Origin of the sequence: Candidatus Enterococcus moelleringii (assembly GCF_017377575.1) — a bacterium.
GTDB classification, from domain to species: domain Bacteria; phylum Bacillota; class Bacilli; order Lactobacillales; family Enterococcaceae; genus Enterococcus_A; species Enterococcus_A moelleringii.
Genome location: NZ_JAFREM010000018.1, coordinates 140,159 through 164,201 on the forward strand (window position 1 = coordinate 140,159; position 24,043 = coordinate 164,201).

Annotated in this window: 26 protein-coding genes; 16 read left to right on the top strand and 10 right to left on the bottom strand. The window is 42.2% G+C overall.

Features of this window, described 5'->3' with window-relative positions:
- Nucleotides 1-4: 4 nt before the first annotated feature.
- The 5 genes from JZO70_RS11830 to JZO70_RS11850 all read left to right on the top strand — a co-directional run bounded on the left by JZO70_RS11830 (nt 5) and on the right by JZO70_RS11850 (nt 4,778).
- Nucleotides 5-778, top strand: coding sequence for an ABC transporter permease (locus tag JZO70_RS11830; RefSeq protein WP_207673777.1), 774 nt, complete (start codon nt 5-7; stop codon nt 776-778).
- Between the two features lie 153 nt (nt 779-931).
- Complete coding sequence (locus JZO70_RS11835; RefSeq protein WP_207673778.1) at nt 932-1,615, top strand: ABC transporter ATP-binding protein; 684 nt, start codon at nt 932-934, stop codon at nt 1,613-1,615.
- Nucleotides 1,612-2,892, top strand: a complete 1,281-nt coding sequence (locus tag JZO70_RS11840; protein WP_207673779.1) for an ABC transporter permease — start codon at nt 1,612-1,614, stop codon at nt 2,890-2,892. The genes JZO70_RS11835 and JZO70_RS11840 overlap by 4 nt, the downstream gene beginning before the upstream one ends.
- Before the next feature lie 282 nt (nt 2,893-3,174).
- Nucleotides 3,175-3,783, top strand: coding sequence for a DUF6088 family protein (locus tag JZO70_RS11845; RefSeq protein WP_207673780.1), 609 nt, complete (start codon nt 3,175-3,177; stop codon nt 3,781-3,783).
- Nucleotides 3,780-4,778 carry a nucleotidyl transferase AbiEii/AbiGii toxin family protein gene (locus tag JZO70_RS11850; protein ID WP_207673781.1) on the top strand — a complete coding sequence of 333 codons (999 nt, stop codon included), beginning with the start codon at nt 3,780-3,782 and terminating at the stop codon, nt 4,776-4,778. The genes JZO70_RS11845 and JZO70_RS11850 overlap by 4 nt, the downstream gene beginning before the upstream one ends.
- A gap of 293 nt (nt 4,779-5,071) precedes the next feature.
- Here the strand turns inward: JZO70_RS11850 and JZO70_RS11855 are convergent, their stop codons facing one another.
- The 4 genes from JZO70_RS11855 to JZO70_RS11870 form a co-directional block, all read right to left on the bottom strand.
- Nucleotides 5,072-5,269: a cysteine-rich KTR domain-containing protein gene (locus JZO70_RS11855; protein ID WP_430748897.1), complete on the bottom strand. Its 198-nt coding sequence runs from the start codon at nt 5,267-5,269 to the stop codon at nt 5,072-5,074.
- A gap of 40 nt (nt 5,270-5,309) precedes the next feature.
- Nucleotides 5,310-6,080 (bottom strand): ABC transporter permease, encoded by a 771-nt coding sequence (locus tag JZO70_RS11860; protein WP_207673783.1) that lies wholly within the window; start codon nt 6,078-6,080, stop codon nt 5,310-5,312.
- Nucleotides 6,073-6,927, bottom strand: coding sequence for an ATP-binding cassette domain-containing protein (locus JZO70_RS11865; protein WP_207673784.1), 855 nt, complete (start codon nt 6,925-6,927; stop codon nt 6,073-6,075). The genes JZO70_RS11860 and JZO70_RS11865 overlap by 8 nt, the downstream gene beginning before the upstream one ends.
- Before the next feature lie 143 nt (nt 6,928-7,070).
- Complete coding sequence (locus JZO70_RS11870; RefSeq protein WP_207673785.1) at nt 7,071-7,706, bottom strand: TetR/AcrR family transcriptional regulator; 636 nt, start codon at nt 7,704-7,706, stop codon at nt 7,071-7,073.
- Nucleotides 7,707-7,869: 163 nt separating this feature from the next.
- Between JZO70_RS11870 and JZO70_RS11875 the strand changes: the two genes are divergently transcribed.
- Genes JZO70_RS11875 through JZO70_RS11885 form a run of 3 tightly spaced genes read left to right on the top strand, consistent with a single transcriptional unit; the run spans nt 7,870 to nt 9,214 of the window.
- Nucleotides 7,870-8,460 carry a TetR/AcrR family transcriptional regulator gene (locus JZO70_RS11875; RefSeq protein WP_207673786.1) on the top strand — a complete coding sequence of 197 codons (591 nt, stop codon included), beginning with the start codon at nt 7,870-7,872 and terminating at the stop codon, nt 8,458-8,460.
- A 30-nt stretch (nt 8,461-8,490) separates the two neighbouring features.
- Nucleotides 8,491-8,877, top strand: a complete 387-nt coding sequence (locus JZO70_RS11880; protein WP_207673787.1) for an FMN-binding protein — start codon at nt 8,491-8,493, stop codon at nt 8,875-8,877.
- A gap of 1 nt (nt 8,878) precedes the next feature.
- A complete protein-coding gene (locus tag JZO70_RS11885; protein ID WP_207673788.1) occupies nt 8,879-9,214 on the top strand; it encodes a hypothetical protein in 336 nt (111 codons plus the stop codon).
- A gap of 112 nt (nt 9,215-9,326) precedes the next feature.
- Here JZO70_RS11885 and JZO70_RS11890 read toward each other — a convergent pair whose 3' ends face one another.
- Nucleotides 9,327-10,118: a CPBP family intramembrane glutamic endopeptidase gene (locus JZO70_RS11890; RefSeq protein WP_207673789.1), complete on the bottom strand. Its 792-nt coding sequence runs from the start codon at nt 10,116-10,118 to the stop codon at nt 9,327-9,329.
- Between the two features lie 200 nt (nt 10,119-10,318).
- Between JZO70_RS11890 and JZO70_RS11895 the strand changes: the two genes are divergently transcribed.
- The gene (locus JZO70_RS11895) at nt 10,319-11,074 is read left to right on the top strand and encodes a CPBP family intramembrane glutamic endopeptidase (RefSeq protein WP_207673790.1); all 756 of its coding nucleotides are present in this window, start codon (nt 10,319-10,321) and stop codon (nt 11,072-11,074) included.
- A gap of 35 nt (nt 11,075-11,109) precedes the next feature.
- Here the strand turns inward: JZO70_RS11895 and JZO70_RS11900 are convergent, their stop codons facing one another.
- Nucleotides 11,110-12,000 carry a hypothetical protein gene (locus JZO70_RS11900; protein WP_207673791.1) on the bottom strand — a complete coding sequence of 297 codons (891 nt, stop codon included), beginning with the start codon at nt 11,998-12,000 and terminating at the stop codon, nt 11,110-11,112.
- Nucleotides 12,001-12,443: 443 nt separating this feature from the next.
- On the opposite strand from JZO70_RS11900, the gene JZO70_RS11905 reads away from it, so the two are divergent.
- Both JZO70_RS11905 and JZO70_RS11910 read left to right on the top strand, forming a co-directional pair.
- Nucleotides 12,444-14,762, top strand: coding sequence for an ABC transporter permease (locus JZO70_RS11905; protein WP_207673792.1), 2,319 nt, complete (start codon nt 12,444-12,446; stop codon nt 14,760-14,762).
- A 12-nt stretch (nt 14,763-14,774) separates the two neighbouring features.
- On the top strand, nt 14,775-15,533 hold the full coding sequence (locus JZO70_RS11910; protein WP_207673793.1) for an ABC transporter ATP-binding protein: 759 nt from the start codon (nt 14,775-14,777) through the stop codon (nt 15,531-15,533).
- A 218-nt stretch (nt 15,534-15,751) separates the two neighbouring features.
- Here the strand turns inward: JZO70_RS11910 and JZO70_RS11915 are convergent, their stop codons facing one another.
- Both JZO70_RS11915 and JZO70_RS11920 read right to left on the bottom strand, forming a co-directional pair.
- Nucleotides 15,752-16,318 carry a PadR family transcriptional regulator gene (locus JZO70_RS11915; RefSeq protein ID WP_207673794.1) on the bottom strand — a complete coding sequence of 189 codons (567 nt, stop codon included), beginning with the start codon at nt 16,316-16,318 and terminating at the stop codon, nt 15,752-15,754.
- A complete protein-coding gene (locus JZO70_RS11920; RefSeq protein ID WP_207673795.1) occupies nt 16,318-17,157 on the bottom strand; it encodes a CPBP family intramembrane glutamic endopeptidase in 840 nt (279 codons plus the stop codon). Before JZO70_RS11920 ends, JZO70_RS11915 begins: the two co-directional genes overlap by 1 nt.
- 255 nt (nt 17,158-17,412) lie before the next feature.
- Between JZO70_RS11920 and JZO70_RS11925 the strand changes: the two genes are divergently transcribed.
- From JZO70_RS11925 to JZO70_RS11940, 4 genes are all read left to right on the top strand, one after another.
- Nucleotides 17,413-18,306: a hypothetical protein gene (locus tag JZO70_RS11925; protein WP_207673796.1), complete on the top strand. Its 894-nt coding sequence runs from the start codon at nt 17,413-17,415 to the stop codon at nt 18,304-18,306.
- Nucleotides 18,307-18,574: 268 nt separating this feature from the next.
- Nucleotides 18,575-19,504, top strand: coding sequence for an ABC transporter ATP-binding protein (locus JZO70_RS11930; protein ID WP_207673797.1), 930 nt, complete (start codon nt 18,575-18,577; stop codon nt 19,502-19,504).
- An 11-nt stretch (nt 19,505-19,515) separates the two neighbouring features.
- Nucleotides 19,516-20,655, top strand: a complete 1,140-nt coding sequence (locus tag JZO70_RS11935) for an ABC transporter permease (protein WP_207673798.1) — start codon at nt 19,516-19,518, stop codon at nt 20,653-20,655.
- Nucleotides 20,642-21,829, top strand: a complete 1,188-nt coding sequence (locus JZO70_RS11940) for an ABC transporter permease (protein WP_207673799.1) — start codon at nt 20,642-20,644, stop codon at nt 21,827-21,829. Before JZO70_RS11935 ends, JZO70_RS11940 begins: the two co-directional genes overlap by 14 nt.
- An 81-nt stretch (nt 21,830-21,910) precedes the next feature.
- On the opposite strand, the gene JZO70_RS11945 is transcribed toward JZO70_RS11940, so the two are convergent.
- Both JZO70_RS11945 and JZO70_RS11950 read right to left on the bottom strand, forming a co-directional pair.
- Nucleotides 21,911-22,294: an FMN-binding protein gene (locus JZO70_RS11945; RefSeq protein WP_207673800.1), complete on the bottom strand. Its 384-nt coding sequence runs from the start codon at nt 22,292-22,294 to the stop codon at nt 21,911-21,913.
- Between the two features lie 38 nt (nt 22,295-22,332).
- Nucleotides 22,333-22,917: a TetR/AcrR family transcriptional regulator gene (locus JZO70_RS11950; protein WP_207673801.1), complete on the bottom strand. Its 585-nt coding sequence runs from the start codon at nt 22,915-22,917 to the stop codon at nt 22,333-22,335.
- 180 nt (nt 22,918-23,097) lie between these two features.
- Here JZO70_RS11950 and JZO70_RS11955 point away from each other — a divergent pair, with 180 nt between their 5' ends.
- Entirely contained in the window at nt 23,098-24,030 is a 933-nt protein-coding gene (locus tag JZO70_RS11955) for a helix-turn-helix transcriptional regulator (protein WP_207673802.1), read from the top strand.
- The last annotated feature ends 13 nt before the right edge of the window (nt 24,031-24,043 follow it).

Genomic DNA, 24,043 nt, shown 5'->3' on the forward strand with positions numbered 1-24,043 from the left:
TACAATGACAACTATTACCAAATCGTTCTTGGAAACCAAGACTATGACCAAAAGGAATTTGTTAAAATCACTGAATAATCGGGATCGACTAATCGATAATCTAGTCACGCCGATTTTGGACCTGCTGCTGTTTGTTTTTGTTTTAGGCGGTGCGATGGGCCAAGTGGTTGAAGTCCGCTATGTGGATTATATCGTTCCGGGAACCTTCCTGATGTGTGCCGCTCAGTGCAGTACAGCCGTGGCAGCCAGTATCAGCTCCGATTTGCAAAAAGGAATAGTCGATCGGTATCGTTCCATGCCCATCTCCATTTCCTCGTTTCTGAACGGTCACGTGATTGAATCGGTGATTCGGACGATCGTTTCCTTGATTTTAATGCTGGTAGTTGCCTTGGTCATCGGCTTCCGGCCGCAAACAACGTTGGTAAACGGCCTGTTGGTGATCGCTTTACTGCTGTTGTTCAGCTTTACCATAACGTGGGTTTCGGCAGTCTATGGGCTGTTAATTAAAGGTCCAGAAGGTGTAGGTTCCTTAACCATCTTTGTGTTGGGATTCAGTTATTTAAGCTCAGCCCTTTTGCCTACCAATACTTTCCCGAAGATAATCAAGCTATTTGCAGAAAATCAACCGGTAACGCCGGTGGTGGAAGCTGTTCGCCGCTTACTTTTGTCGCAGCCGGTGGAAGGCAATTATCTAAAGGCAGTCTATTGGTGCCTAGGGTTGTCGGCCGTGTTCATCATTCTGGCCAACAGATTGTTCAACAAAAAAGTTTATCAATGATAAAAAGTTTAGATCGTACGACTTAGCTTTCTCTCAATAGAGAAGCATATTTTTTGTTTAATAAAAATACCGCGGTCGGTATATTTATTGACAAGAAGCATTTGAACTAAAAACAACCGCTGTTAACGATAGTGGAAATGAAGGAGAAACGAAATGAAAGCAATTGAAGTTGCCAATATCAAAAAAACATATGGCACGGGAGAATCGGCATTTGAAGCACTAAAGGGAGTCAGCTTCAGCATTAAAAAAGGGGAGTCGGTGGCCATCATCGGCAAAAGCGGCTCAGGAAAGTCGACCTTGATGCACATTTTAGCACTGCTGGATCAGCCAACTTCGGGAGATATTTTTGTTGGAGGAAAAGATCCTAACCAAATGAACAGTAAAGAGCTTAACACGACGCGGAATCAAACCTATGGCTTCGTCTTCCAGCAATTTTTCATGAACGCCAAAGATACTGTTTTAGAAAATGTCATTCTGCCATTGAAAATAGCTGGGGTAGGCAAACAGGAACGCAAGCAGGCGGCAATCGAGGCCCTAACATCGGTTGGCTTAGCGGAAAAAATCAACAACAAAGCCAATGATTTATCCGGGGGACAAAAGCAGCGGGTATGTATTGCACGGGCTTTAGTCAATCAGCCGGAGATTATTTTTGCCGATGAGCCCACCGGGAATTTGGACACAGCTACCGGCGAACGAATTGAAAACCTGCTGTTCAATTTGAATAAAGAAAAAAATATTACGCTGATTGTCGTGACTCACGATGAAGAGCTGGCGGCAAGATGTGACCGCCAAATTCACATCAAGGACGGATTAATTATGAAGGAGGCACTAGCATGAAATTTTTAGATGTGATTCAATCAGCAAGCTCCAACCTATGGCGCAATAAAGGTCGAACGATTTTGACCATTATTGCCATCTTTATTGGCGCCTTCACGATTTCTTTGACCAGTGGTGTGAATAGTGGGGTCAATAGTTACATTGACCAGCAGCTTAGGGAAGCGGGAAGTAAGGAACTGCTGGCAATCAAGTCGGAAAGCCTGTCAAATGGCATGACTATTTCTCAGTCGAAACCTAAAGAATACTCTTCAGAGGATGGGGCAGATGGTACCGAAAGCTATTTGACCGACGAGGATATCCAGGACATTAAGCAGTTAGCCAATATCGAAAAAGTTGAGCCTTTTCAACAGAGCTCGCCGGATTACATTCAAGGGGATACGGATAAGAAATACCTAGTTTCTACCGTCAGTAAATCCGACGTAACAATCGATCTGGAAGCTGGCCGCGAAGTAACCGGGAACAGCACCGATTACGAAATTGCCCTGGCACCGGAATATGTGAAAAGTCTAGGTTATTCTTCACCTAAGGATGCTTTAGGCAAAATCGTTACGCTGGCCGTTACGATCCAAGCAACCGGGGAGCAAGAGCTGATCAAAGCAAAAGTTGTCGGGGTTCGCAATGTCAGCCTGACCCAACAAGGAAAGTCAATCATCAGCACGGCGCTGTCGAATCGCATGGTGGAAATCAGCGAATCAGGGATGCCGGAATCCATGAAGCATCATTATGCCATCCTTACCGCCAGAATGAAAAAAGACTTGTCGACCAAACAAGTCACTGCCATCAAATCACAGCTAAGCGACATGGGCTATGCCGCCCAAACCGTGGAGGATGAAATGGGCATGATCCGGCAAATCGTCAATGCGATTACCGGCGTGCTAACCTTGTTCGCGGCAATTGCGCTGCTGGCAGCCAGCTTTGGTATTGTCAATACCCTATACATGTCGGTTCAAGATCGCACCCGAGAAATCGGCTTGATGAAGGCGATGGGGATGAGTGGCGGAAAAGTGTTCCTAACCTTTAGTGTCGAAGCGTTGCTGATTGGCTTTTGGGGAGGATTACTGGGAATAGGCGGTGCAGCAGCTGCTGGTCACTTCATCAATCAAGTGGCAGTTGATACATTTTTGAACGGTCTGACCGGATTTGAGCTGATTCAATTCTCGCTGCCAAGTATGGCTGCAGTTATTCTGATTATTATGCTGATTGCCTTTTTGGCGGGGACACTGCCGGCGAATCGCGCGGCGCGGTTGGACCCGATTACGGCGTTAAGGTATGAATAAGTGAGAAGTTAGCTGAAAGTAAAAGCAAAAAAATATCAAAGGAACGGTGGCAGGTCGTGGTCACCGTTTTTTATGATACAACGAGATTTTTTCGTCTTTTTGCGTAACTTATAGTAAGACCACTTTTACTCGATTTGATTGATGAGCAATTACTGCAAACAACGTCCTCAGGTATCCTACATGACAGTAACGAAAAATAGATATAAAATGTTACTATGATTATCGATTTAAAGCTGATATTATAGGGATAATAGGATATTCATTTATAAAGAGGTGGTAATTATGTCTAGAACGACGAAAGAACAAATTCTAGCAAAAATCAAACGAGCGCCAAAAGGAAAACTGTTTATCATTAACGACTTTACTAGTACCGGTAGCGATGAGGCGATTCGTAAGACGCTGCACGAGCTGGCAAAAGAAGGAACAATTACACGAGTGTATCATGGAATCTACCAAAAAATTAATCATAATGAATTTTTGGATTTGGAAATTCCAGCAACACCATTGGAAATAGCTGAAGCAATTGCTCGGAAGAATCGGTGGACAATTGCTCCAGCAAAAGATTTGGCTTTGAATCAACTGGGATTAGATACCCAAGTTCCTAACAGCTATGACTTTATTTCAGACGGACCTAGTAAAACCGTTGATTTAGCAGATGGAAGACAAATTACTTTTAGGCACGTAACGCAAAGAGAGAGCTTGTTGAATCCCAACTCTTCCTTAGTGGTCGAAGCGTTTAAAGCTTTAGGAAAGGAGCGTGTGACAGATCAAGTTTTACAGCAGGTGAGATATAAACTAAGTGATGCGCAGTTTAAACAACTCCAAAAAGACGTCGTTTATTCTCGCGCGTGGATCAGGGAAAAAATAAGAAAGATGGAGGAAACTATATGATCGAGTTTTCTAAACAATCTGAAAGGACAAGGAGAGATGCGTTTGTCGCAGTAGGTCAGAAGCTAGGGTTAAGCGAAGCAATAGTAGAAAAAGATTTTTATGTTGTTTTGATGTTGGACCTTCTTTTTCACCACAGCAGTTTTCACGATCATTTTGCTTTTAAGGGTGGGACTAGTTTGTCCAAGTCTTATGGTATTATCGAACGCTTTTCGGAAGATATTGATGTAGTGATGGATTGGCGGTTATTGGGGTTAACAGACGATGAAGTGTGGCAAGAACGATCCAATACTCAACAAGATAAATTCAACCGTAAGATCAATGTACAAGCGGGTGTTTGGATTGAAGAATTTTTGTTGCCGGATTTTATTGAAACCTTGGAACGGCTTGGCTTGGATAAATTTCGAGTTTATTTAAGACAAGAAGACAGAGAAACAATAATTATCGAGTATCCTCGTAGCTTTGAACTCGCTACTATTTTACCGGAAATTCGTTTGGAGATAGGACCCTTAGCTGCGTGGACACCAAGTGAAATAAAACCAATCCAAAGCTATGTTGCTGAAGCTATACCTCATGTTTTTCAAGAAAGTATGACAAATATTCCTACCGTTGAAGCAAAACGAACTTTTTGGGAGAAGTTGACTATTTTGCATAAGGAAGCGAATCGACGCAATAATCATTCAGCACGGCGTATTTCCCGACATTATTACGATGTTTATATGTTAGGGCATAGTTCAGTCAAAGAAGAGGCCTTTGAAGATTTGTCACTATTAGACCGTGTTGTAGAGTTTAAAAGGAAATTTTATCTGGATAATTCTGCTAAATACGAAGATGCAACAACTAAAAAAATAAAACTTATCCCCAAAGAATCGCTAGTGGGACAATTGCAGCAAGATTATCAAGATATGTTTCCGATGTTTTTTGAGACACCTCCTGAATTCACCCAAGTCATGAGGTATTTAGAAGAATTAGAACAGGAAATTCATGGTTTGAACTAAGTAAAAACTAAGCGGGTTTAGATTTTTGAACTAGGCTGTCTAAGTTGAATTCCTCCATTGAATAGTATCGACTCGGTGAAGTACTTGCTAAAACAAGACGCCAAAATCTCGAAATCAAAAACTCGCAGGTCTGTTGGCAGCTGGAGTATTCCAACAAATCTACGAGTTAATATGACTACTTCAGGTAGGAACAGATGAGTTCCGATCAATGTAAAATCTCCACAGTTCCACCAACTAAACACCCAACTATCCACAAAAAGAGCCGATAACGTCAAAGGATTCACTCCTCATCGTTATCGGCTCTGCGTCTTAGCGTCGGGCTCTTCTATGATTGTTAGTTTTGCATTCGTGATATTTACCAAGGTTTCCTGTTTGCATTTGGGGCAGTATAACGGGAGCTTGCTGATGATGGTATCTCGGCGAACTTTGATCCGGGTCTTTCCGTGGCACACTGGACAACTTATCCATGAAGCTTCTTTCAAGTGGAACAACCTCTTTTCATCGTTTTATTTGCGGATGGCTGAATAATTCCTAAGATGTTTTCCTTTTGTAGACCTGCAATGAGCAGAAATAGGCGACAATAATGATCCCGATACACCAAGTCAAGGCGAGCAACAGGTCATTGTTCAAAGGTAAATCCAACGTCAATGATCGGATACTATTAATAATCGGCGTCATGGGCTGCGCTTTAGCAAACCAGCGAATACTGCTGCTCAGGGATTCCACCGGCGCAAAGCCAGAACTGACAAAGGGTAAAATAAATAGCGGAAGCATCAAACTGCTGGCACCGTCAACTGTTCTAGAGAGCAGGCCGCACAGCACGCCAAGTAAGGAAACAGTGAAGTTTACGACAATCAACAGGCCAGCAACGATACACCAATCGACAAAGCTGCCTTGGGGTCTAAATCCTAGTAATAAAGCAGTAAGAAAGATGATAACCGTCGAAATCGTATTTCTAACAACACCTGCGAGGGTATGCCCCATCAGGACGGCTGATTTTGAAATTGACATGGTACGGAAGCGATCGATGATCCCGGTTTTCATATCGCTAGCGACATTCATGGCGGAATATTGCGACGCTTGACCAATGCTTTGCAGGATAATGCCGGGGACAATGAAATCGATGTAGTTAAAATTCTCAATATCCGAAATGCTTCCAAAGATGGTCCCAAACAGCAGCATCAGGACAAATGGTACGATCGTTGCTACCAAGATGGCTTCAGGATTTCTTAGGGAGATGCACAAACAACGGGTAAACATCGTCCATGAATCAGAAATGAGGCTTCTTTTTGGCTTAGACATAGGTGTTTTCCTCCTTTTTTTCATCAATTAATGTTAAGAATACATCCTCCAACGAAGGCAGATTTTGCTCAATCTCGTTCACTGCAACCTGGTTCTCACGCAACACTGCCATCGCTTTTTCCCCATGTTCTTCGCTATCAAAATTTAGTTTGACTCCGCGATTGGGCAGGATGTTTTTTAGCGATTCGGGGGTACCTTCTACCAGAATCCGTCCTTTATGAAGAATGCCAACATTGTCAGCCAGATATTCTGCTTCCTCTAGATATTGCGTTGTCAGAAATACCGTGGTTCCGTTTTCCGAAAGTCCTTTGACTAAATCCCACATGGCGTTGCGAGTCTGAGGGTCCAGTCCGGTGGTGGGCTCATCCAGGAAGATGATTTCCGGATTCCCCATTAGGCTCATGGCAATATCCAATCGTCGTCGCATTCCCCCTGAATAGGCGGCAACGTTGCGATCAGCGGCATCGGTTAAGTCAAATAGCGTTAGCCATTCTTCCGTTTTGGCCTTCACATCAGGCAGGCCTTTTAGCCGTCCAATCAGCTTCAAATTTTCTCTGCCGGTTAAAATCTCATCCACAGCCACAAATTGACCGGTCAAACTGATCCGCTCCCGGACTTCATCCCCTTGGGTGACGACATCAAAGCCGTTGATGGAAGCCTTCCCGCCATCTGGCTTCAGCAAAGTCGACAGAATTTTAACGACGGTGGTTTTTCCGGCACCGTTAGAACCTAGTAGGGCATAGATGGTTCCTTTTGGGACCGAGAAATTGACTTCCTTTAGAACTTCCTTGTCTTGAAAACTTTTCTTTAGTGCGGTTACGGTAATCGAAGTGTTTGATTTCGACACGCTAGCTCCTCCTTTTTTCTCAATACGCTTGAATCATAGCAACAAAACTTACATACCTACCGAATGAATGTATAAAGCTAAAATAAAAATTGTCCGGTAAAAGACAATTTTATTCTTCAAGCCAAGAGCGGCTGATCTCTTTATTATTCAGAAAAATACTCCGAGGTGGAGATGATGTTTTCCATTTCTTGGTCAAATATCGGTGCGCCCATTTTTTCAAATACGCTGGCGATAAATAGATATCTTTGGCGAACTTCTTCGTTTCCGCCTGGAAATAGGGAAGGCAAGAACCACAAATTGCTCAAAACGAAGAACTCAGCAATAACTTGCGCATTTTCTACCGGAATCGAGCCATCTCTTTGTCCTTCTTCAATTAATTCGAGACAGTTAGGGTAGAGGATCCGATAATTTGATTCCAGCGTCCGGGATAAAACATGGGGATTGTCCATCAGTGGAATCGACTGCTTCATTAAATCGATTTGCTCTTCATCGGTTTTGTTTAACTTAACCAACATTCTCATTTTTTCCAGCGCATTTAACTCTGGATGTTTTTTCACCATCTCAAAGGGGTTATTTTCGAAGAACATTTTGTCTTCCAGCGCATTCATTATTTCTTCCTTGGATTTAAAATGATAGTACACTGCGCCTTTGGTCAGACCGTCTAATTCATTAACAATGTCTTGAATGGTGGTATGATCGTAGCCTTTTTCAAGAAATAGCCGTTTAGAGGCCTCTAAAATTTTATCTACAGTTACTTCAGGGTATTTATTTCTGGCCATGTTGGTCTCCTTTTAACATTCGTTCGGTATGAATGTATTGTATAATGCCTACAGCTATTTGTCAAAGGCAGATCTTCCTGAACAACCGCAAGAATTTTAAGGAAAAAACGTCTTGCACATTTAGGTTAACGGTGTTAACCTAATAACATCGGAGGTGCAGCAAATGACGGATTCAAGAAGAACAGATACGAAAATGAAGCTGATCGAAACAGCGCTAGAAGAGATCCAGCAAAAGGGCTATCAAAATGTGTCTATCAGAGAAATCGCCAAAAAGAATCAACTAACGGCGGCAGCGGTGTACAAACACTTTGGTGGTAAGGATGATTTGTTTTTAGAAGTATTGAAGCAGGCTTCGCAAAAATTCGAGGAGTTTATCACTGAATATCTGGCTGAACATCAAACAGAGGATAGCTATCAGAAGGTGATACTGTTGGGTGAAGCCAACATCCGTTGGAACGAAGACGAAGCGATGCTGGCGGACTTTCTATTTTTCAGCCCGGTGGCAACTAGTGCGCTGCAGGAACATATCGATGATCCAAGCAACCCATTCCTCGGCTTGAGCAAGAACTACGAGATTATCGCCAGCTTTGCGGAGGATAATCGGATGGACATTGATGCCAAAACGATGTTCATTCAGATGTGGTCATTTATTCAAGGCTATGCCACGTTGGTGAAAAATCATATTTGCGTCTATGACCGCGCATTTATCGAAGAAACGTTGGACGCCTTGATTCGGGGATTGACCAGTAAATAAAAAAGGGAGAGTATTTAGGTGAACAAAAAAATGAAGATTGTTTTAGCATTAGTAGCAGTAGCTATTGTTGTCGGAGGCGGGTATGGCATTTATTCCATGCAGCGCACCAAAAAATACCGTCAAGCAGTCAAAGATACGGTGATCAATGAAGTGGATCTGTCGCAGGTAGCCGATGGCAGCTACACCGGTTCCCACGATGTTGATATGATCAATGCGACCGTGCAGGTGGATGTGAAAGACCACAAAATCACCAACATCGAACTAGTGGAGCATATGAATGACCAAGGGGAAGCCGCGGAAAAGATCGTACCTGAGATGGTTAGCCAACAAAAGATCAAAGTCGATGCGGTTTCAGGTGCCACTAACTCCAGCAAGGTGATTCAAAAAGCCGTGCAAAATGCCTTAGAGGAAAACTAGTATGCCGCTTTCAAGTATCCTAGGCTGGATCGGGGCAGCCTGCATGATTCCCTTGATGCTCAACGGCGTCCGCTCCAAGCACAAGATAATGCGCTTTTTTCACAAAAATCATTACCTGTTTGGCTGGATGATGCTGATCGTGATTACTTTCCATGTCTTGATGATGTTCGGGATCATCCTAAAGCATCCCATCGGAATCGCGGCGTATATTTTGCTGGTGATCTTAAACAGTTTGCTTTTTGTTAAAAAGAAAAGTAAACGATTGATCAGTAGTCATAAGATTCTGGCGATAGTGCTAGTGGTGTTGGTTGTGCTGCATGTTTTTTTGAAGGTGTAGCCGGTAAGCTGAACTCGTGAGAAGTCATGCTTGGCAAGTACGATTACAGCCTCGCTAAACAAAAAAGTCAAATTGCTTCTGAATGGATTACTCAGAACAATTTGACTTTTTTTCAATCGATTAGGTCTAGGCGGAAGACTTTTGAATTTACGACTAAAGCAATAGCTATTACGCCAAAAACAGCACAGCTAATCAAGCGATACGTCAGAGTAAATGGACTGCTAAACAACAAACCTATCGTATTGAACGCCGTATGGAGGACCACCACATTTAACAAATTTCGATTCGTATTTTCGAAAACCCATGTAAAGATGATGGACAGTTCAATCGTTGTGAGAACATAAAACACAAATCCAAGACCTTCTCCGTAAAAATTACCATGCCATAATCCCCAAAGTATCCCAACGACGACGCTCCCGCAGATACGCCCATATCTTGCCGAAAGCTTTGGCAAAAGATAAGAACGCCAGCCAATCTCTTCACCAACACTCCCCAAAATAATCATTAGAAAAATAATCGGACTAAAATTCCCAAGATTCATTCCCAAAGATACATGCTGCCCACCAGTGAGCGATACGAGAAATTCTGTCAGCAAAAAAGCGCAATAGATCAACACAATACTAATAATACTCATTTTGATACTAACTTTAGGCAAGTGGAAATCTTTGATAAAATTTCGAATGCCAAGCTTTCCGCTACTGCTCCCGATCATAATGAAGGCCCCAATTGCTGGCATGCATTGATGCAGAGGAATCTCAAATTTTACTATTTGCATAAGTAGCACAGCTAGTAAAAATAAAACGAAGGTTCCAAAATAGGTGAGAAGGTAAAATCTTACTTCCTCTTGAGAAAAAAATCCCTTCTGCCAAAAGTGTTTTTGCTTGTCTAGTTTATTATCCATCATAAAAATCCTCTCCATTGGTTAGTACAGAAAAAAAGTTCTGTCAGTATAATGACTAAATAATCATAGCATACTCATTCATTAGACGAATCAGGCTTAAGTAGGAGAGTTTTTACAAGTGCCCTCAAAAAAATTTCCCCGCCAATAATCATCAGAACCTTTTTATGGCATAATAGAATTATTAATGTAAAAAGGGGCGACCCATGACCAGTAAACAAACAATTCAACTCTATCTAAAAATTTCCTTCGGTCTAATGATTCCGACAGCAATTATCTTCATCTTACTCAACAGCATCGGCATCGCAACCAGTGGGAACTTTTTAGGCATCCTAGGCTTAGTTATCGGAGGAGGTTCGACAGCAATCGCTGGAATCATCACGGCGAAAAGGTCCGGCAGGGTGACGAGCTACGCGACGATTCTAAAAGAATTCTTCCGGCTGAAGCAGCCAATTTTGGCTTATTTATTGGTGCTTCTTTTCCTGTTACTTAACTTCGGTTTAAAGCTGCAGCCATTTTCGCCTGGAAATTTCGTTTCCTTGTTTTTAGTTTCCATCCTGTTTGGGGGAATTGAGGAGATTGGCTGGCGGTATATGTTTCAGCCGACTTTGGAAAAAGACCGATCATTTTTCGTTGCGACTATCGTTACTTTTTTGGCATGGGGAGGTTGGCATCTGCTTTATTTTGTAGTGGACGGCTCATTATTCAGCATGACACCACTCAGTCTGTTGAGCTTCCTCATCGGTTTATTGGGAAATTCCTTCATCTTAGGAAGTTTGTTTTCCATCACCAAAAGCTTGTGGCTGTGCGTATTTTATCATGCTTGCCTGAATGCCTTCACGCAAGTGCTGGGGGCCAACAGCTTAGTGTATTCAATTCTTGCTGCTAGCATCAGCGTGGTTTTTGCCTGTGGGCTAGTCTATTACTCTGAAATGAAAGTCAACAAGAGCCTACCTGAATAATCGGATAGGCTCTTATTACGCATTTGAAAACGATCTTAATCAAGTAAAGTTCCCTCATTAAAGCCTCGGAAATAAGAACGACTCAATTTGAAAGAAACACCTGAAAGCAGGACAAAAATAAGAACCTTCGTCAGCAAAGCAGGGATAGGAACACTAATGCCTGCTGACACTTGAAAAATTGACTGGAAAATGACCATTATTCCTACAATTGAGCATAGCACCAATAGGACGGGCAACAATACATATCCCCAGCTGTTTGAACGAACCAACAAGAACAAGGTAATAAAAATAAACGGACTTACAATCCCCATGTCTAATACGTACGTCAGCTCAGTAGTATAAACCTGCAGCATGGACAAAGGTTTCCCAGAAACCAACGATGCCACTATATCAGGCAGCCAAGCAATAAACAAAGACAAGCCGGCGATCACTAAAAAGCATTTCAGTGTTTTTGTTAGTGGAAATTCGCTCAAGGAAGGGGCCACCTTTTCCGGTTCAATCAGTGTAAAGCAAAGAATCAAGCTGTAAAAGGTTAAGGAAAGCGTCGCAATATAAAACAGATGCAGCTGGTTATATGTAACGCCAAAGGCTTGAGAAAAATTATAGTACAGCAAAGTCGCCGTAGCAGCCATCAGCAGTACTAGATTTTTTTGACTCCCTTGCCTTCTAAAGCGATAAATTGAAAGCAGCAGCAAGGGAATGGCCACAATCAGCATCGTAAAATCACTTCCAATAAAGATAGGAGCCTTAAAGTAGGAATCACTTTTGTAAAGTCCATACCCCCACATTTTGATGGTCTCCCCATATTGATTCACAAAATCAAAGGAGTGATTCAGATTGAAGCTAGCCAACCCAGCAACAATACCAACCAGATTCAACACGATGGCTGCAATCAACAAATGCACCAAAATTTTTTTACTTTTCATACCAACAACAATCCCTTCGTTTTATACAACTCACTAACACCGAATTATAGGTAACTAGTTACTTACATAATAGCAGAGAGAATGCTTTTTTCTATCCGTCTGAAGTCTTATCTTTGGAGATTCGCAGTATCGAAGTAGTATCAGATTTCTCTTAGTAAAAATTCTCCTCGTCCAACCTCGCCACAAACTCCTGAAACCAATCAATCTCAAACTTCAATTTAGCCATATCCAAAGCAGCATATTGAAATTGGGCGATTGCTTGTATGTTCTCTTAACCCAGTTTTCCGCGTGCTTGATAACACGATGGAAGTGAAAAAGTAGTGCAGATTCATTCTTCAGGCGCAATTTTACTACTTTTAATATTCAGTTAATAGTTCTTGAACATTCAGGAAATCCTTCCTCTGTATAGTGAAACTATAAACGAAAGGAATGGGGAAAGAGTTATGTATTGGAGAATTGTAAAAAATGATGTAGTCCAGAGCAAGTTGATCACTGTAACAACCACGCTGTTTGTGATTGTTGCATCCGTTTTGGTTGCTCTTGCAACAATTATGAGTGTGAATTTGACCAGCTCGATTGATACGTTGATGGAGAAAACGGAGGCGCCCCACTACATGCAAATGCATGCGGGAGAACTTGATCGGGAACGCTTAGCCCGCTTTGCGGAAGGAAACGACAATGTCGCAGCCTATGAAGTAACCAATTTTTTGAATATCGACGGCTCAAAAATGCAAATCGGAGAGCACAATTTCGTCAACAGCGTCGAGGACAATGGGGTGGTTACCCAGAACCAAAAGCTGGATTATTTGTTGGATATGGACAACAAAATTATTCAGCCTAAGCCGGGAGAATTTTATGCGCCGGTGGATTATCAAAAGCAGGGCTTTGCCAAGCTGGGAGATAAAGTGACGATTGCCGGAAAAGAATTTAAGGTGACTGGTTTCCTGCGGGACGGCACCATGAATTCGCAAATGGCGGGCTCCAAGCGTATTCTGATTCATCAAGAGGATTATGACCAGCTGTTTGTCGACGGCTCGCTGGAATACATCATCCAGTTTCGCTTAAAGGATCCCTCAAAATTAAATGAATTTGAAGCAGCTTACAAAACAGCCGGCTTGGAGATGAACGGTCCTTCTGGCACGGAGCGCTTATTCCGATTAGGCAATGCTATGTCCGACGGCATGATGATTGCGGTGCTTTTAGTCATCAGCTTATTGGTTGTTTTGATGGCCTTCATGTGTATTCGCTTTACCCTGCTGGCTAAAATTGAAGAGGATTACAAAGAAATCGGCGTAATGAAGGCAATCGGACTGCAGGTGACGGATATCAAGAAAATTTATCTGGCCAAGTACGCAGCGCTCTCCGTGATCGGCGGCTTAATCGGCTATCTAGTATCGGTGCCCCTGAGCGCCATGCTGCTGAGAAATATTAAGCTTTACATGGGGGAAAGCAAGAATGAACAGCTGAGCTGGCTGCTGGCAGTGGCAGGCGTGATCTTAGTTGTGATCTTAATGATTGTTTATGTGTATTGCTTGCTGAATCGCTTTCGAAAAATTTCAGCAGTAGAAGCAATTCGCTTTAGTGGTTCAAATGACAAAGTATCTGGCAAATCCCGCTGGAACCTGCGGAAGCTGACAGCTTTGTCGGCCAATGTACGTTTAGGCATGATTGACATCCTTCGCCGGAAAAAGATTTATGCCACCATGTTGCTAGTGTTCATTTTATCCTCATTCATTATGATCGTCCCGGCAATTATCTACAACACGGTTTCTGACGTATCCTTCGTGGAAAACTTAGGCTTCAGCAAAGAAATGGATATGATGGTCAGCCTGTATGAATCAGAAGACAACGAAAAAGACGAACAAACCATCGAAGAATACTTGGAAAAAGACCCAGATGTGGTGGATTACAGCAAAATTATTACCAAGAATTTCTTTGTAAAGGAAAAAGGGTCCAGCAACAATGTATTAGCGGTTGAATTAGGCAATCACCAAAAATTCCCTGTTGCCTATACCAATGGCCAGGCACCGAAAAAAAGCGACGAAATTGCCCTGTCCACCGTTAATGCTGAAACCTACAAAAAACAGGTGGGGGATCAGCTAGTCCTGATTCAAGAGGATCAAGAAATCACCTTTACCGTTAGCGGCATTTACGCCAACCTATTTAACGGCGGCAAGACCGCCAAAGCCACCTTTGAGGATCAACACTCGGAGCGCATGTGGACAAATATTTATGTGAAGCTGAAGGATTCGGAACAATTAAGTCAAAAAATGAAGCAATATCAAAAGGCCTTGCCTTTTGCCAAATTGGATAATGCCCGGATGCATCGGGATCAAACCTATGGCGCAACCATCAAATCTCTGTCATTTGTGGCCATCGGTTCCATCGTCGTGGCTTTGGCGATTACTGCGCTGATTACTGCGCTATTTATGAAGCTGCTGCTGGCAAAGGATAAGAAAGAAATTGCTACCATCAAGGCCCTGGGCTTCACCAACAAGGATTTAGGCAAACAATACTTGGCTCGCAGTGTCGCAATGCTGCTGGTTGGATTAAGCTTCGGGACGGTTCTTTCCATGACTTTAGGTAAAACCTTAGCGGCGGCAATGGCTGCGATGGTTGGCATGGTCAATGTTCAAATGAGCGGCACTCCGTTGATTTATATCGGTTGCCCCATCCTGATGCTGGTGGTCACGATTCTAGCAACGAAAGCCGTAACCAGTCAGGCTGGACAAGTCAATATAGCAGAAAATTTGAAAGAATGAGAGGAGAAGAGGATGAAAACAATGATTGAAGGGAAAAATATTTATAAAAGCTTTGGTATAGGTCAGGAAAAAGTAAGCGTATTGCAGGATGTAAGTCTGCAAATTGAACAAGGAGAATTTGTCACGATCATGGGGGCTTCCGGCTCAGGGAAATCGACGCTGCTATACTCCATCAGCGGTATGGATACCGTGGATGAAGGCGAGATTATGTTTAAAGATCAGCAGCTGCAGCAAATGAATGAGCAAGAACTGGCAGATCTGCGGAGGAAAAATATGGGTTTTATTTTTCAGCAGCCGACCCTTTTGAAAAACTTATCGTTGCTGGACAACATTGTGCTCCCTAGCTTGAAAGACAGCAAACAAGGAATTGCAGAATTAGAAAAGCAGGCTGAGACTTTAATGGGAAAAGTTGATATTGCTGAGTTGAAGGATCGAAAAATAAATCAAGTTTCAGGTGGACAGCTGCAAAGAGCCGGCATCTGTCGGGCATTAATGAGCCATCCCGATGTTTTGTTTGGCGATGAACCTACGGGGGCACTGAATTCGAAAGCTGCTCAGGAAATTATGGACATTCTGTCAATGATTAATGAAGAAGGAACAACGATCGTAGTAGTCACTCACGATGCCAAGATCGCTGCTCAAAGCGAACGCATTCTTATGATGGAGAATGGACAAATCATTGAGGAGCTGTTTCTCGGAACCTATACCGGCAGTCATCTTGAAAAAAGGATAGAAGCGATCAATCAACGGATGCTGGCAATCGAAATCTGATTGCCTTCAGGAAATTCCAAAGATGACTCTGGTTTACTAAAGAACAAATGCAGACACCTATTTTTAGTCTTTCAATTACCGTTTCTCTGATTGAAGAAATCGTTGGAAAAGTATTGATACAGACATGAAGTGAAATAGATTGCTTACGCATTAGAAAGCATGAATAATTTAGGATCAAGAAGGCAGTAATACCAGTCTTCCTGATCCTTTTCATTCACTTAAGAATTCTTCTCTTCCAACCCTGCCACAAACTCCTGAAACCACTGAATCTCAAACTTCAATTTAGCCATATCCAAATCCAAAGTAGCATATTGGAACTGGGCGATGCCATTTAGTTCGTCTTCACTGAAGCGTTCATCGGTCATGGGGGAGAGGGGGTACCTCGGCTCCAAGTTGGCGTTCATTTGTTCCAAAACAGCAAGTTCATTTTTCAGTTCATCAATGTAACCGCGGATCAGCTGAACTCTTTTCCCGGGATCAACAAAGCCCATGAAGAAAAACTTGCTGAGCTCCATGTTTTTTTCCTTGTGCAGCATCGGGGCGGCGATTTTTTCTTCAAAATATTCTTTGCCAGAATCCGTAATAGAGTAGATCTTTTTGTTAACCCCGCCCTCTACTTGTTCGACAAAGGTAATCATGCCTGCCTTCAGCAGCTTCTTGAGGGCCGCTTGAATACTACCAGTACTGGAGCTGCTAATCTTTGATAGTGTGCTGTTAATTTGTTGGCGCAACTCGTAAAGGGTCGAGCTTTTAATCATCAGAAATCCTAAAATAATAATGTCCATCATATCTTCTCCTTTTTTTGCTGTAAAATCAGGTAGGTGAAAGCCAGGTTGAAAAGAATCGATAAAATTCCAACTGTTGGGGCAATGATAAATTCTTTCCCTGGTATCATTCTAGCATGACCCTCTAGCAGGATCGTATTAAGCAGCGTATTCTGCACCGAATGGGAAATAATACAGGGCCAAATCGATTGCGTAATCCGGCGCAATTCAATCAATTGAATCGACCAGAAGATCATTGCTACGACCGACAGCAAACACAAAGTCCATCGGCTGCCTGACCAGATCATAGAAAAACCATCACCCGGCAGCATAAATAGATAGTACGGAATGTGCCAAGATCCCCAAACAAAGCCAACCACTAAATAGATAATCCAATTGTTACTTGTCACCTTCGAAATAGCGCTGGTCAAATAGCCCCGCCAGCAAACTTCCTCAAAAAAATTCTTAATCACACTCGGAATAATTCCCACTATAAAGGCTAACGCGATTTTCGACAAAACAAAATCTTGAAAATCAATCCAGCCAGTCAAATAGCCAACCAGAAAAACTAAAACCGCAACTAGCGGATAGGAGACTAAGGCAAACAAATACCAGCGACTATTTCCTCTAAAGTGGGGCAACAGCTTTAAGTCAGCGAGCGATGCTCGCCGCAGCAACAAAAAGACTGCTATCGTGAGAAATGGTGCAACCAACCAGACTAACATCGCCAAAGATTCTTCGTCAGGAGATGCAAGGAACTGGTCTATTCCCAAACCAATCCAGCCGCTGAGGAGGACGATGGCGATAAATACGGCTAAATTGACGGTTAATTTCTTACGGCTTGTTTTTACGGGTGTCATTAAGGAACACCTCTTTCTTATTAGTAGCAATTCATGGTTAGCGTAGTCAACGCATATGATTAATCATTCTGCTAATTTACATTACTAATAGTAACATTACTATTAGTAATAATCAATCGGTATTTTTTAAATTCATTCGTTCGTCTATTTTAATACTGCCAGCATTCAACCCTAAATATTCCTATTTACAGTCTATCTTCCACTTGCTACACTAAAAGGTAACTAGTTACTAATATTTGTAGAGAGGATTTTGACATGACCATGAAGAAAAAGAACACAATACTTATTTGGATAATTGCATTATTAGCAGCAGGGGTTTCTATATATGGAATTTTTTCCAACCAGCCAATTAATGTTGGGCAAAGCGTTCCTACGATTCACGGAGATTTAGTGACACTTTATGGGAAGGGACTTTATCATAATGAGTCGCTTTCAATGGCTGCGCAAGTAAGGGCACAAGATATGGTTACTCTTTTTCTAGGGGTTCCTTTTCTTTTGAGCTCTTTGTATCTGAGCAATAAAGATTCCATCAAAGGAAAGTTTTTGCTAACAGGGGTGTTGGGCTATTTCCTGTATACCTATGCTACTTACTGCTTTGTGGCGATGTACAATAATTTCTTTCTGCTTTTCACACTCTTAATGGGCTTATCCTTTTTTGCGTTTGTTATCAATTTGAGTTCCCTTAACGCGATTCAATTAAACCAATATTTTTCTAAAATGACCGCCAGAAAGTATGTCAGCTGTTCAATTATTTTATTTGGCTTTGCGATAGGTTTGATGTGGTTGGGGAGACTTTTCCCGGCTCTTTCCGGCGGTGTTCCTGAAGGTCTAGAACACTATACGACACTCCCGATCCAAGCACTGGACCTGGGGATCGTTGTCCCGGCGATGATTATAAGCGGCTTTTCTCTTTTGAAGGAAAAGAAGCTGGGGTATTTGCTGGCACCAGTAATGATTATCAAGGGGATCACTTTGTTGTTAGCCGTGGATGCCATGGCAATTTCCATGCTGATCTCGGGAGCGGAGGTTTCGCCGGCTGAATTAATTGTCTTTCCCTTATTCACTGGTGTTTTTTGTTTTAATTTGTATCTGATGATGAAGGGGGTAAACACAGGTAAGCAGAGCGAAGCCAAACAATTGTCACAGTAATAAAAAATCAATCATTAAAGAGTCCAAAAAGGAAACCACGATCCTTTTTGGACTCTTTTTGCACAGTGCATTAGAAAGCCAAACAGATCCTCTAAAACACCCAAACCATGATTTTTATCACCTTAAATCCATCCCAACAAATGACATTTGTCATGCCAATCCTGCAAAACCTGACTTTTATCACCTGCAGTTTGGCGGAACCTCACTTCTTGAGGCCCTTAATTTTGGTTATAGTAATACCAAGAAGAAAAGAAACGGGGTATTGGGAATGATCAAAATCAATAATTTAGTTAAACGTTACGGTGAATTCACTGCATTGAATCATTTGAATCTAGAGGTAAAGCAAGGCGAAATCTTAGGACTGTTGGGACCTAACGGAAGCGGGAAATCGACTACCATGAATTGCATGCTATCGCTGCTTTCCTATGATCGCGGAAGTGTGAAATTATTTGGTGAAGAAATGAGCCCGGAAAAATATAGTATTAAGCAAAAGATCGGCGTCGTTCCTCAGGACATTGCAGTGTTTGAAGAAATGAACGTGAAGGACAACATCTACTATTATTGCGGCATGTATGTCAAAGACAAGCAAACAAGACACGACTATGTGGAAGATGTGATTAAGCTGGTGGGGTTGGAAGATTTCCTCACTTTTTACCCGAAACAGCTGAGCGGCGGATTAAAGCGTCGTTTGAACATTGCCTGTGGGATTGTCCACAAGCCAGAATTGATTTTTCTGGATGAACCAACGGTAGCAGTTGACCCTCAGAGTCGAAATAAAATTTTGGAAAGTATCAAAGAACTGAATCGTCGAGGGGCTACGATTGTTTACACCACCCATTACATGGAAGAAGTCGAAATTCTTTGCAACCACATTGTGATTATTGATCACGGGCAGGTGATTGCGGAAGGCACCAAGGAACAGTTGAAGAACATGGTTCGGACGACTGGGAAGATTGCTTTGGAGGTTCCTGATATTAGCCAGCGGCAGTTACAAGCGATCCGTCAGCTTCCTGGCGTGACCGAAATTAGTTATGACGAGCTGTATTTAACTGTAAACACGGTAGAGCTGAAGCAAAGCATGCTGCCGATACTAAACTATTTTGAAAAGGAAGATATTCTTTTTTCTAATTTACAAACCGATGAAGCGACACTAAATGATGTCTTCTTGGAAATTACTGGAAAAGAATTGAGAGACTAGGGGGAAGAAAGATGTTTTTACGAATGATAGCCTACCGACTAAAGGTATTGCTGAAAAATAGAACCTTGCTGTTTTGGACGTTGGCTTTTCCGATTGCTTTAGGCTTGCTATTTAATTTTGCCTTTGGCGGCTTTGACGAAGTGGGTAAACTAGAAACAACCAAGGTAGGAATTGTTTCGACTGATGAAGAGAAAACAGCAGACTTTGAGGAAGTGCTGTTTTCGATAAAAAATGATGGTACTTCGATTTATAAAGGACAGCGATTGAGTGAGGAAAAAGCCGTGAAGCAATTGGCTGCCGACAATATTTCCGGGTATTACACAATCACGCCAGACGATATCACCTTATCGGTTAGTCAAACAGGCGTTGCCCAGACGATTTTAAAAGAATTTTTGAATCAATACGTGCAAAAGACAGCAGAAGTTGAATCCTTGTTGGCATCTGGAAGTATCCAGCCGCAAGAGCTATCGCAGGATTTGTTTATTGAAGGAAGTCATGTGGAGGATATCCAGGAGGCAGACAGCTATAGCGTCAAGTCCTTCTACTTCTTTACCTTAGTAGCTGTGTCCATCATGTACGGCTTCATGTGGGGACTGAAAAATTCTAACGATCAGCAGGCCAATCAATCAGCCAATGGCATTCGTTTGTGCTTAATTCCTAAAAACAAGCTGATCGTTGCAGTGACCAATTTAATCGCCAGCTATATTTTGTTCTACATTCAAAGCCTAATCATCCTGGCGGTCTTTCGTTTTGTTTACCAAGTAGACTTTGGGGATCGGTGGCTCTATATCTTATTAATTTACGCGATTGCTTCTTTGACCTCTATTTCCTTTGGAACCTTGATCGGCAATCTATTCACCAAGTGGACCTATCAGCAGAAGAATTCTTTTGGCATCGCGATTTCCATGGCGATGAGTTTCTTTGCCGGTATGATGGGATCACAATCGATTAAATACTGGATTGATGCCAATCTTCCGCTTTTAGGCCGACTGAATATTGTCAATCTAATCAGCGACAGCATGTATCAGCTGTTTTATTACGACTCGTTGCAACCATTTTATCTGAATTTACTCTGGTTAAGCGGATTTGCGGTTGTGTTTGTATTTCTAAATTACTTCTTCGAAAGGAAGGCACAATATGAACATCTTTAAAGCGATACTTCAAATTTTGAAACAAAACAAAGGCTCTCTGTTAATTGGCGTGATTGTTATGGGAATCATCACCATTTTCTATTCAAGCCAAATGATCAATACCCCCAATGAACTAGACGGCGTAAAAATAGCCGTGTTTGATAATGACAAATCTGAGACCAGTCGTGCTTTAGTCGATCAATTGACGAAGCAGCATGAGCTGGTAACCTTAAAAGATACCAGTCAAAAAGGCATTGATGACGCGGTCTATTTCGATGAAGCGGAATACGTTTTGACCATTCCGGTAAATTTAGAAGCCGATATGGCTGCTGGAAAAGCAGTAAAAGTCCAAAGCCAGACGAAGCCTAGTACGTTTTCTAAAACCTTAGTCAATACCACCATTGATCATTTCATAAATACCTATGCGACGTTCCAAAGTAAAATGCCAAACGCCAGCAAAGCTGACCTGGTCACATTAACAAAGGATACCTTGGATGAAGAGGGAACGGTTCATTTTGATCAGACCTATCATCAGAAGAAGAGTCAAAAAACCAAGGGGACGGTGTATAATCTCCTAGCCTACGGACTGTTTGTCACCATTTTTTCCGGCTACGCAGCCATCAACTTAGTGTTCAATCGCAAATCCATTCGTGATCGCAATCGCTGTGCACCGATTTCTCGCCGGAAGCTGTCGCGAGCAATTTCCCTAGGCAGCTTTGGTTATGCAGCCGTTTGTTTGATACTTTTTCTAGCTTTCGTTGTCTTCGCTACGAAGGGTGGATTCAATGAGGTAACCGGCTACTTTATCGTCAACAGTCTGCTCTTCTTTTCGGTCATGGTCAGCTTTTCGATCCTGTTTTCCAGCTTGCTTACCAATAGCGAAAGCGTCGGCGGGATCAACAATGTGCTGATCATGGGTACCTGCTTTGTCACCGGTGTCTTTGTCCCTTCAGAGGTGTTGCCGGATGTTGTTCATAAAATAGCAGCCTTCACGCCAACGTATTGGTTTGTACAAAACAATGAATTGATTGGCAGCACAGTTAATTTCAATCAAGCATTTAAAGAGGAGTTCTTGCACCAGTCCTTAATCTTACTAGCCTTTACGCTAGTATTCGTGGTGATTCACCTGATTACTATGAAGGAAAAAGGCGGGTTGAAGAGCTTCAGTAAAAAAGAAGCGGCTGTTCTAGAATAAAGATAGCGAAACACAAAGAAGCTGGCATCAAAATCGTCTCTGATTTTGATGCCAGTTTCTTTTGTATGAAAAATATTCACACTAACCTCTCAAAGATTCCTCAATCGCTTTTTGAATCACCTTGCTGGAGTTGGTTGCGCCGGAAATGGCATCAACTGTTAGTTTTTGCTGCTGAAGGATGCGGTCAATAATTTTTTCAGCGTCTTTTCCCCGGTCATTTTTGTGTTCCAACAGCTTGATTTTAGTGATGCGATGTTCCTTGATCTCAACTCGAACGGTGGCTTTGATGACATCCACATCACAGGTTCCTAGATAAGTGCCGTCTTTTACAGCGGACAGATCCGCTTCGTTGATGATCAGATTGGCGACTTGGTTTTTGTAATTTCTAATTTTGACTAAATAGCGAATACCAAAAAATCCAGCGATTCCCGCAATCAGCACGATTGCCCCATAAACAATTTTCATTATTTCCTCCTAGTAAATTCCCTTCCAAAAGCGGCTGTCTAATTAATGGACAAAGCGGCGATGCAAGAACTGATTTTCGTTTCCCAATAGCTTCGATCGATAGGGTCAGTCATGATTGCAATGCCGGCTAGACCTTGAACGAGGGCCCACATCGCCAATACCTTATCTTGAATGTCAGCTGACGAAAAATGTGGAGACAAAAGTTCAGCTGCAGTTTCCTTCAAAATTTCAAAGGGCTCTACCGCGGTTTTGGTTTCAGTATTCAAAGAAAAATTCAAGACTAAACTTCCCCGTGTAAACAAAAGAGTATAATACAACGGATTGTCCAGGAAGAAGAAGACGTAATCTTCTCCCAGCTTGGCTAAAATTGTGGGGTCCCCTTGATTTTCTGCCAATGTTTTTTTCAAAATCGTCGCCAAAGTGTCCATAACATGATCTTGCATCGCCGCTACGAATTCTTCTTTATTTTTAAAATGAGCATAGGGCGCAGCATTGCTGACGCCGCATTTCACGGCAACTTTTCTTAAGGACAGCTGATCCAGACTGCAGGTGTCCAACAGCTTAAGCCCTTCTTCAATCAACTTTTCCTTTAAGTCCCCATGATGATAAGTTGTTTTACCCATTTAGACCTCCTTGCAATTCCTTTTTTTTCAGTATACAATTTAATCTAAGCAGTGTAAAGATTAAAATAAGATTAAATGATGTGGGCTGCAATAGTTTTAGCCTTTGCAGCTCCACAACAACCAACAAAGCTTAAAGACCTAGCGAAGCAACCGGCAGAAATGTGAAAGGAATTGGGCGAAATGAAGATTGAACGATTATTAGGAATCACGCTTTACATTTTAAATAAGGGGAGTGTAAACGGCTCAGAATTAGCAGAGCATTTTCACGTAACTCGGAGGACAATTATCAGAGACATCGACAGTTTACTATCGATAGGCATACCGATTCGTTCGGAAGCTGGCTATAAGGGCGGCTACTCCCTTAAGCAGGAAGCTACTTCAATGCCTTTAAGTAATGCTGAGTATGGACTCTTCACCTTAGAAAGACTGAAGGCAGTCTATGGTGAAGAGGAAGTTAATAAAACCTACGAGAAGCTAAAACCGCTATTTTTAAGCAACGGTGGTGACCCGATGATCGATATCAATTTTTCCGGCATCAAAACTAAAGATCAATTGACTCAGTTGATTGCTGAGTTAAATGGAGCCGTCAATAACAAACGAATAATTGAGTTTGATTATACTGAGAGTCAAAACGAGTCAAGAAAAGTCAACCTGCATCCTATCAAGCTGCTTTATAAGTGGTATGACTGGTATCTTTTTGGCTTTGACACAGCACAAGAAGAGTACACATTAGTTAAGTTGACTAAAATAGAAAACGTAGTCATTAGCGAACAAGTCTTCACCATGGAGTATGAGGCCGAAAGGTTGCTGGAAGACTACCAGCAGAAATGTGAGCGTGCTAGACAAACGATTGTCATCAAATATCCCAGTCGGATCGCCCCAACAGTCGAAGAGTATTTTAGTGGATCAGTAGTAGAAGAGACACAAGAATTTATTGTCAAAAAGGTGACGATTCAAGAAAGCAGCTTAGTAACCTTCTCGCTTATTTTAGGACTAGGGAAAGACCTTGAAGTCATTTCACCACCCTCCTATAGGGACAAAATTAGAAGACACGCAAACTATATCGTAAACAAGCTCGAGAACGGTGAAAGTCAGTCACATTCACTTGATTAAGAACCTCACTGTG

What these genes read in the sequence shown, in the direction of transcription:
- JZO70_RS11950 (WP_207673801.1), bottom strand. Translation starts at nt 22,917, where the DNA reads ATGGGTAAAACAACTTATCATCATGGGGACTTAAAGGAAAAGTTGATT.
- JZO70_RS11875 (WP_207673786.1), top strand. Translation starts at nt 7,870, where the DNA reads ATGACGGATTCAAGAAGAACAGATACGAAAATGAAGCTGATCGAAACA.
- JZO70_RS11885 (WP_207673788.1), top strand. Translation starts at nt 8,879, where the DNA reads ATGCCGCTTTCAAGTATCCTAGGCTGGATCGGGGCAGCCTGCATGATT.
- JZO70_RS11955 (WP_207673802.1), top strand. Translation starts at nt 23,098, where the DNA reads ATGAAGATTGAACGATTATTAGGAATCACGCTTTACATTTTAAATAAG.
- JZO70_RS11910 (WP_207673793.1), top strand. Translation starts at nt 14,775, where the DNA reads ATGAAAACAATGATTGAAGGGAAAAATATTTATAAAAGCTTTGGTATA.
- JZO70_RS11935 (WP_207673798.1), top strand. Translation starts at nt 19,516, where the DNA reads ATGTTTTTACGAATGATAGCCTACCGACTAAAGGTATTGCTGAAAAAT.
- JZO70_RS11945 (WP_207673800.1), bottom strand. Translation starts at nt 22,294, where the DNA reads ATGAAAATTGTTTATGGGGCAATCGTGCTGATTGCGGGAATCGCTGGA.
- JZO70_RS11870 (WP_207673785.1), bottom strand. Translation starts at nt 7,706, where the DNA reads ATGGCCAGAAATAAATACCCTGAAGTAACTGTAGATAAAATTTTAGAG.
- JZO70_RS11900 (WP_207673791.1), bottom strand. Translation starts at nt 12,000, where the DNA reads ATGAAAAGTAAAAAAATTTTGGTGCATTTGTTGATTGCAGCCATCGTG.
- JZO70_RS11930 (WP_207673797.1), top strand. Translation starts at nt 18,575, where the DNA reads ATGATCAAAATCAATAATTTAGTTAAACGTTACGGTGAATTCACTGCA.
- JZO70_RS11895 (WP_207673790.1), top strand. Translation starts at nt 10,319, where the DNA reads ATGACCAGTAAACAAACAATTCAACTCTATCTAAAAATTTCCTTCGGT.
- JZO70_RS11835 (WP_207673778.1), top strand. Translation starts at nt 932, where the DNA reads ATGAAAGCAATTGAAGTTGCCAATATCAAAAAAACATATGGCACGGGA.
- JZO70_RS11920 (WP_207673795.1), bottom strand. Translation starts at nt 17,157, where the DNA reads ATGACACCCGTAAAAACAAGCCGTAAGAAATTAACCGTCAATTTAGCC.
- JZO70_RS11915 (WP_207673794.1), bottom strand. Translation starts at nt 16,318, where the DNA reads ATGGACATTATTATTTTAGGATTTCTGATGATTAAAAGCTCGACCCTT.
- JZO70_RS11925 (WP_207673796.1), top strand. Translation starts at nt 17,413, where the DNA reads ATGACCATGAAGAAAAAGAACACAATACTTATTTGGATAATTGCATTA.
- JZO70_RS11940 (WP_207673799.1), top strand. Translation starts at nt 20,642, where the DNA reads ATGAACATCTTTAAAGCGATACTTCAAATTTTGAAACAAAACAAAGGC.
- JZO70_RS11860 (WP_207673783.1), bottom strand. Translation starts at nt 6,080, where the DNA reads ATGTCTAAGCCAAAAAGAAGCCTCATTTCTGATTCATGGACGATGTTT.
- JZO70_RS11890 (WP_207673789.1), bottom strand. Translation starts at nt 10,118, where the DNA reads ATGATGGATAATAAACTAGACAAGCAAAAACACTTTTGGCAGAAGGGA.
- JZO70_RS11830 (WP_207673777.1), top strand. Translation starts at nt 5, where the DNA reads ATGACAACTATTACCAAATCGTTCTTGGAAACCAAGACTATGACCAAA.
- JZO70_RS11840 (WP_207673779.1), top strand. Translation starts at nt 1,612, where the DNA reads ATGAAATTTTTAGATGTGATTCAATCAGCAAGCTCCAACCTATGGCGC.
- JZO70_RS11905 (WP_207673792.1), top strand. Translation starts at nt 12,444, where the DNA reads ATGTATTGGAGAATTGTAAAAAATGATGTAGTCCAGAGCAAGTTGATC.
- JZO70_RS11880 (WP_207673787.1), top strand. Translation starts at nt 8,491, where the DNA reads ATGAAGATTGTTTTAGCATTAGTAGCAGTAGCTATTGTTGTCGGAGGC.
- JZO70_RS11850 (WP_207673781.1), top strand. Translation starts at nt 3,780, where the DNA reads ATGATCGAGTTTTCTAAACAATCTGAAAGGACAAGGAGAGATGCGTTT.
- JZO70_RS11845 (WP_207673780.1), top strand. Translation starts at nt 3,175, where the DNA reads ATGTCTAGAACGACGAAAGAACAAATTCTAGCAAAAATCAAACGAGCG.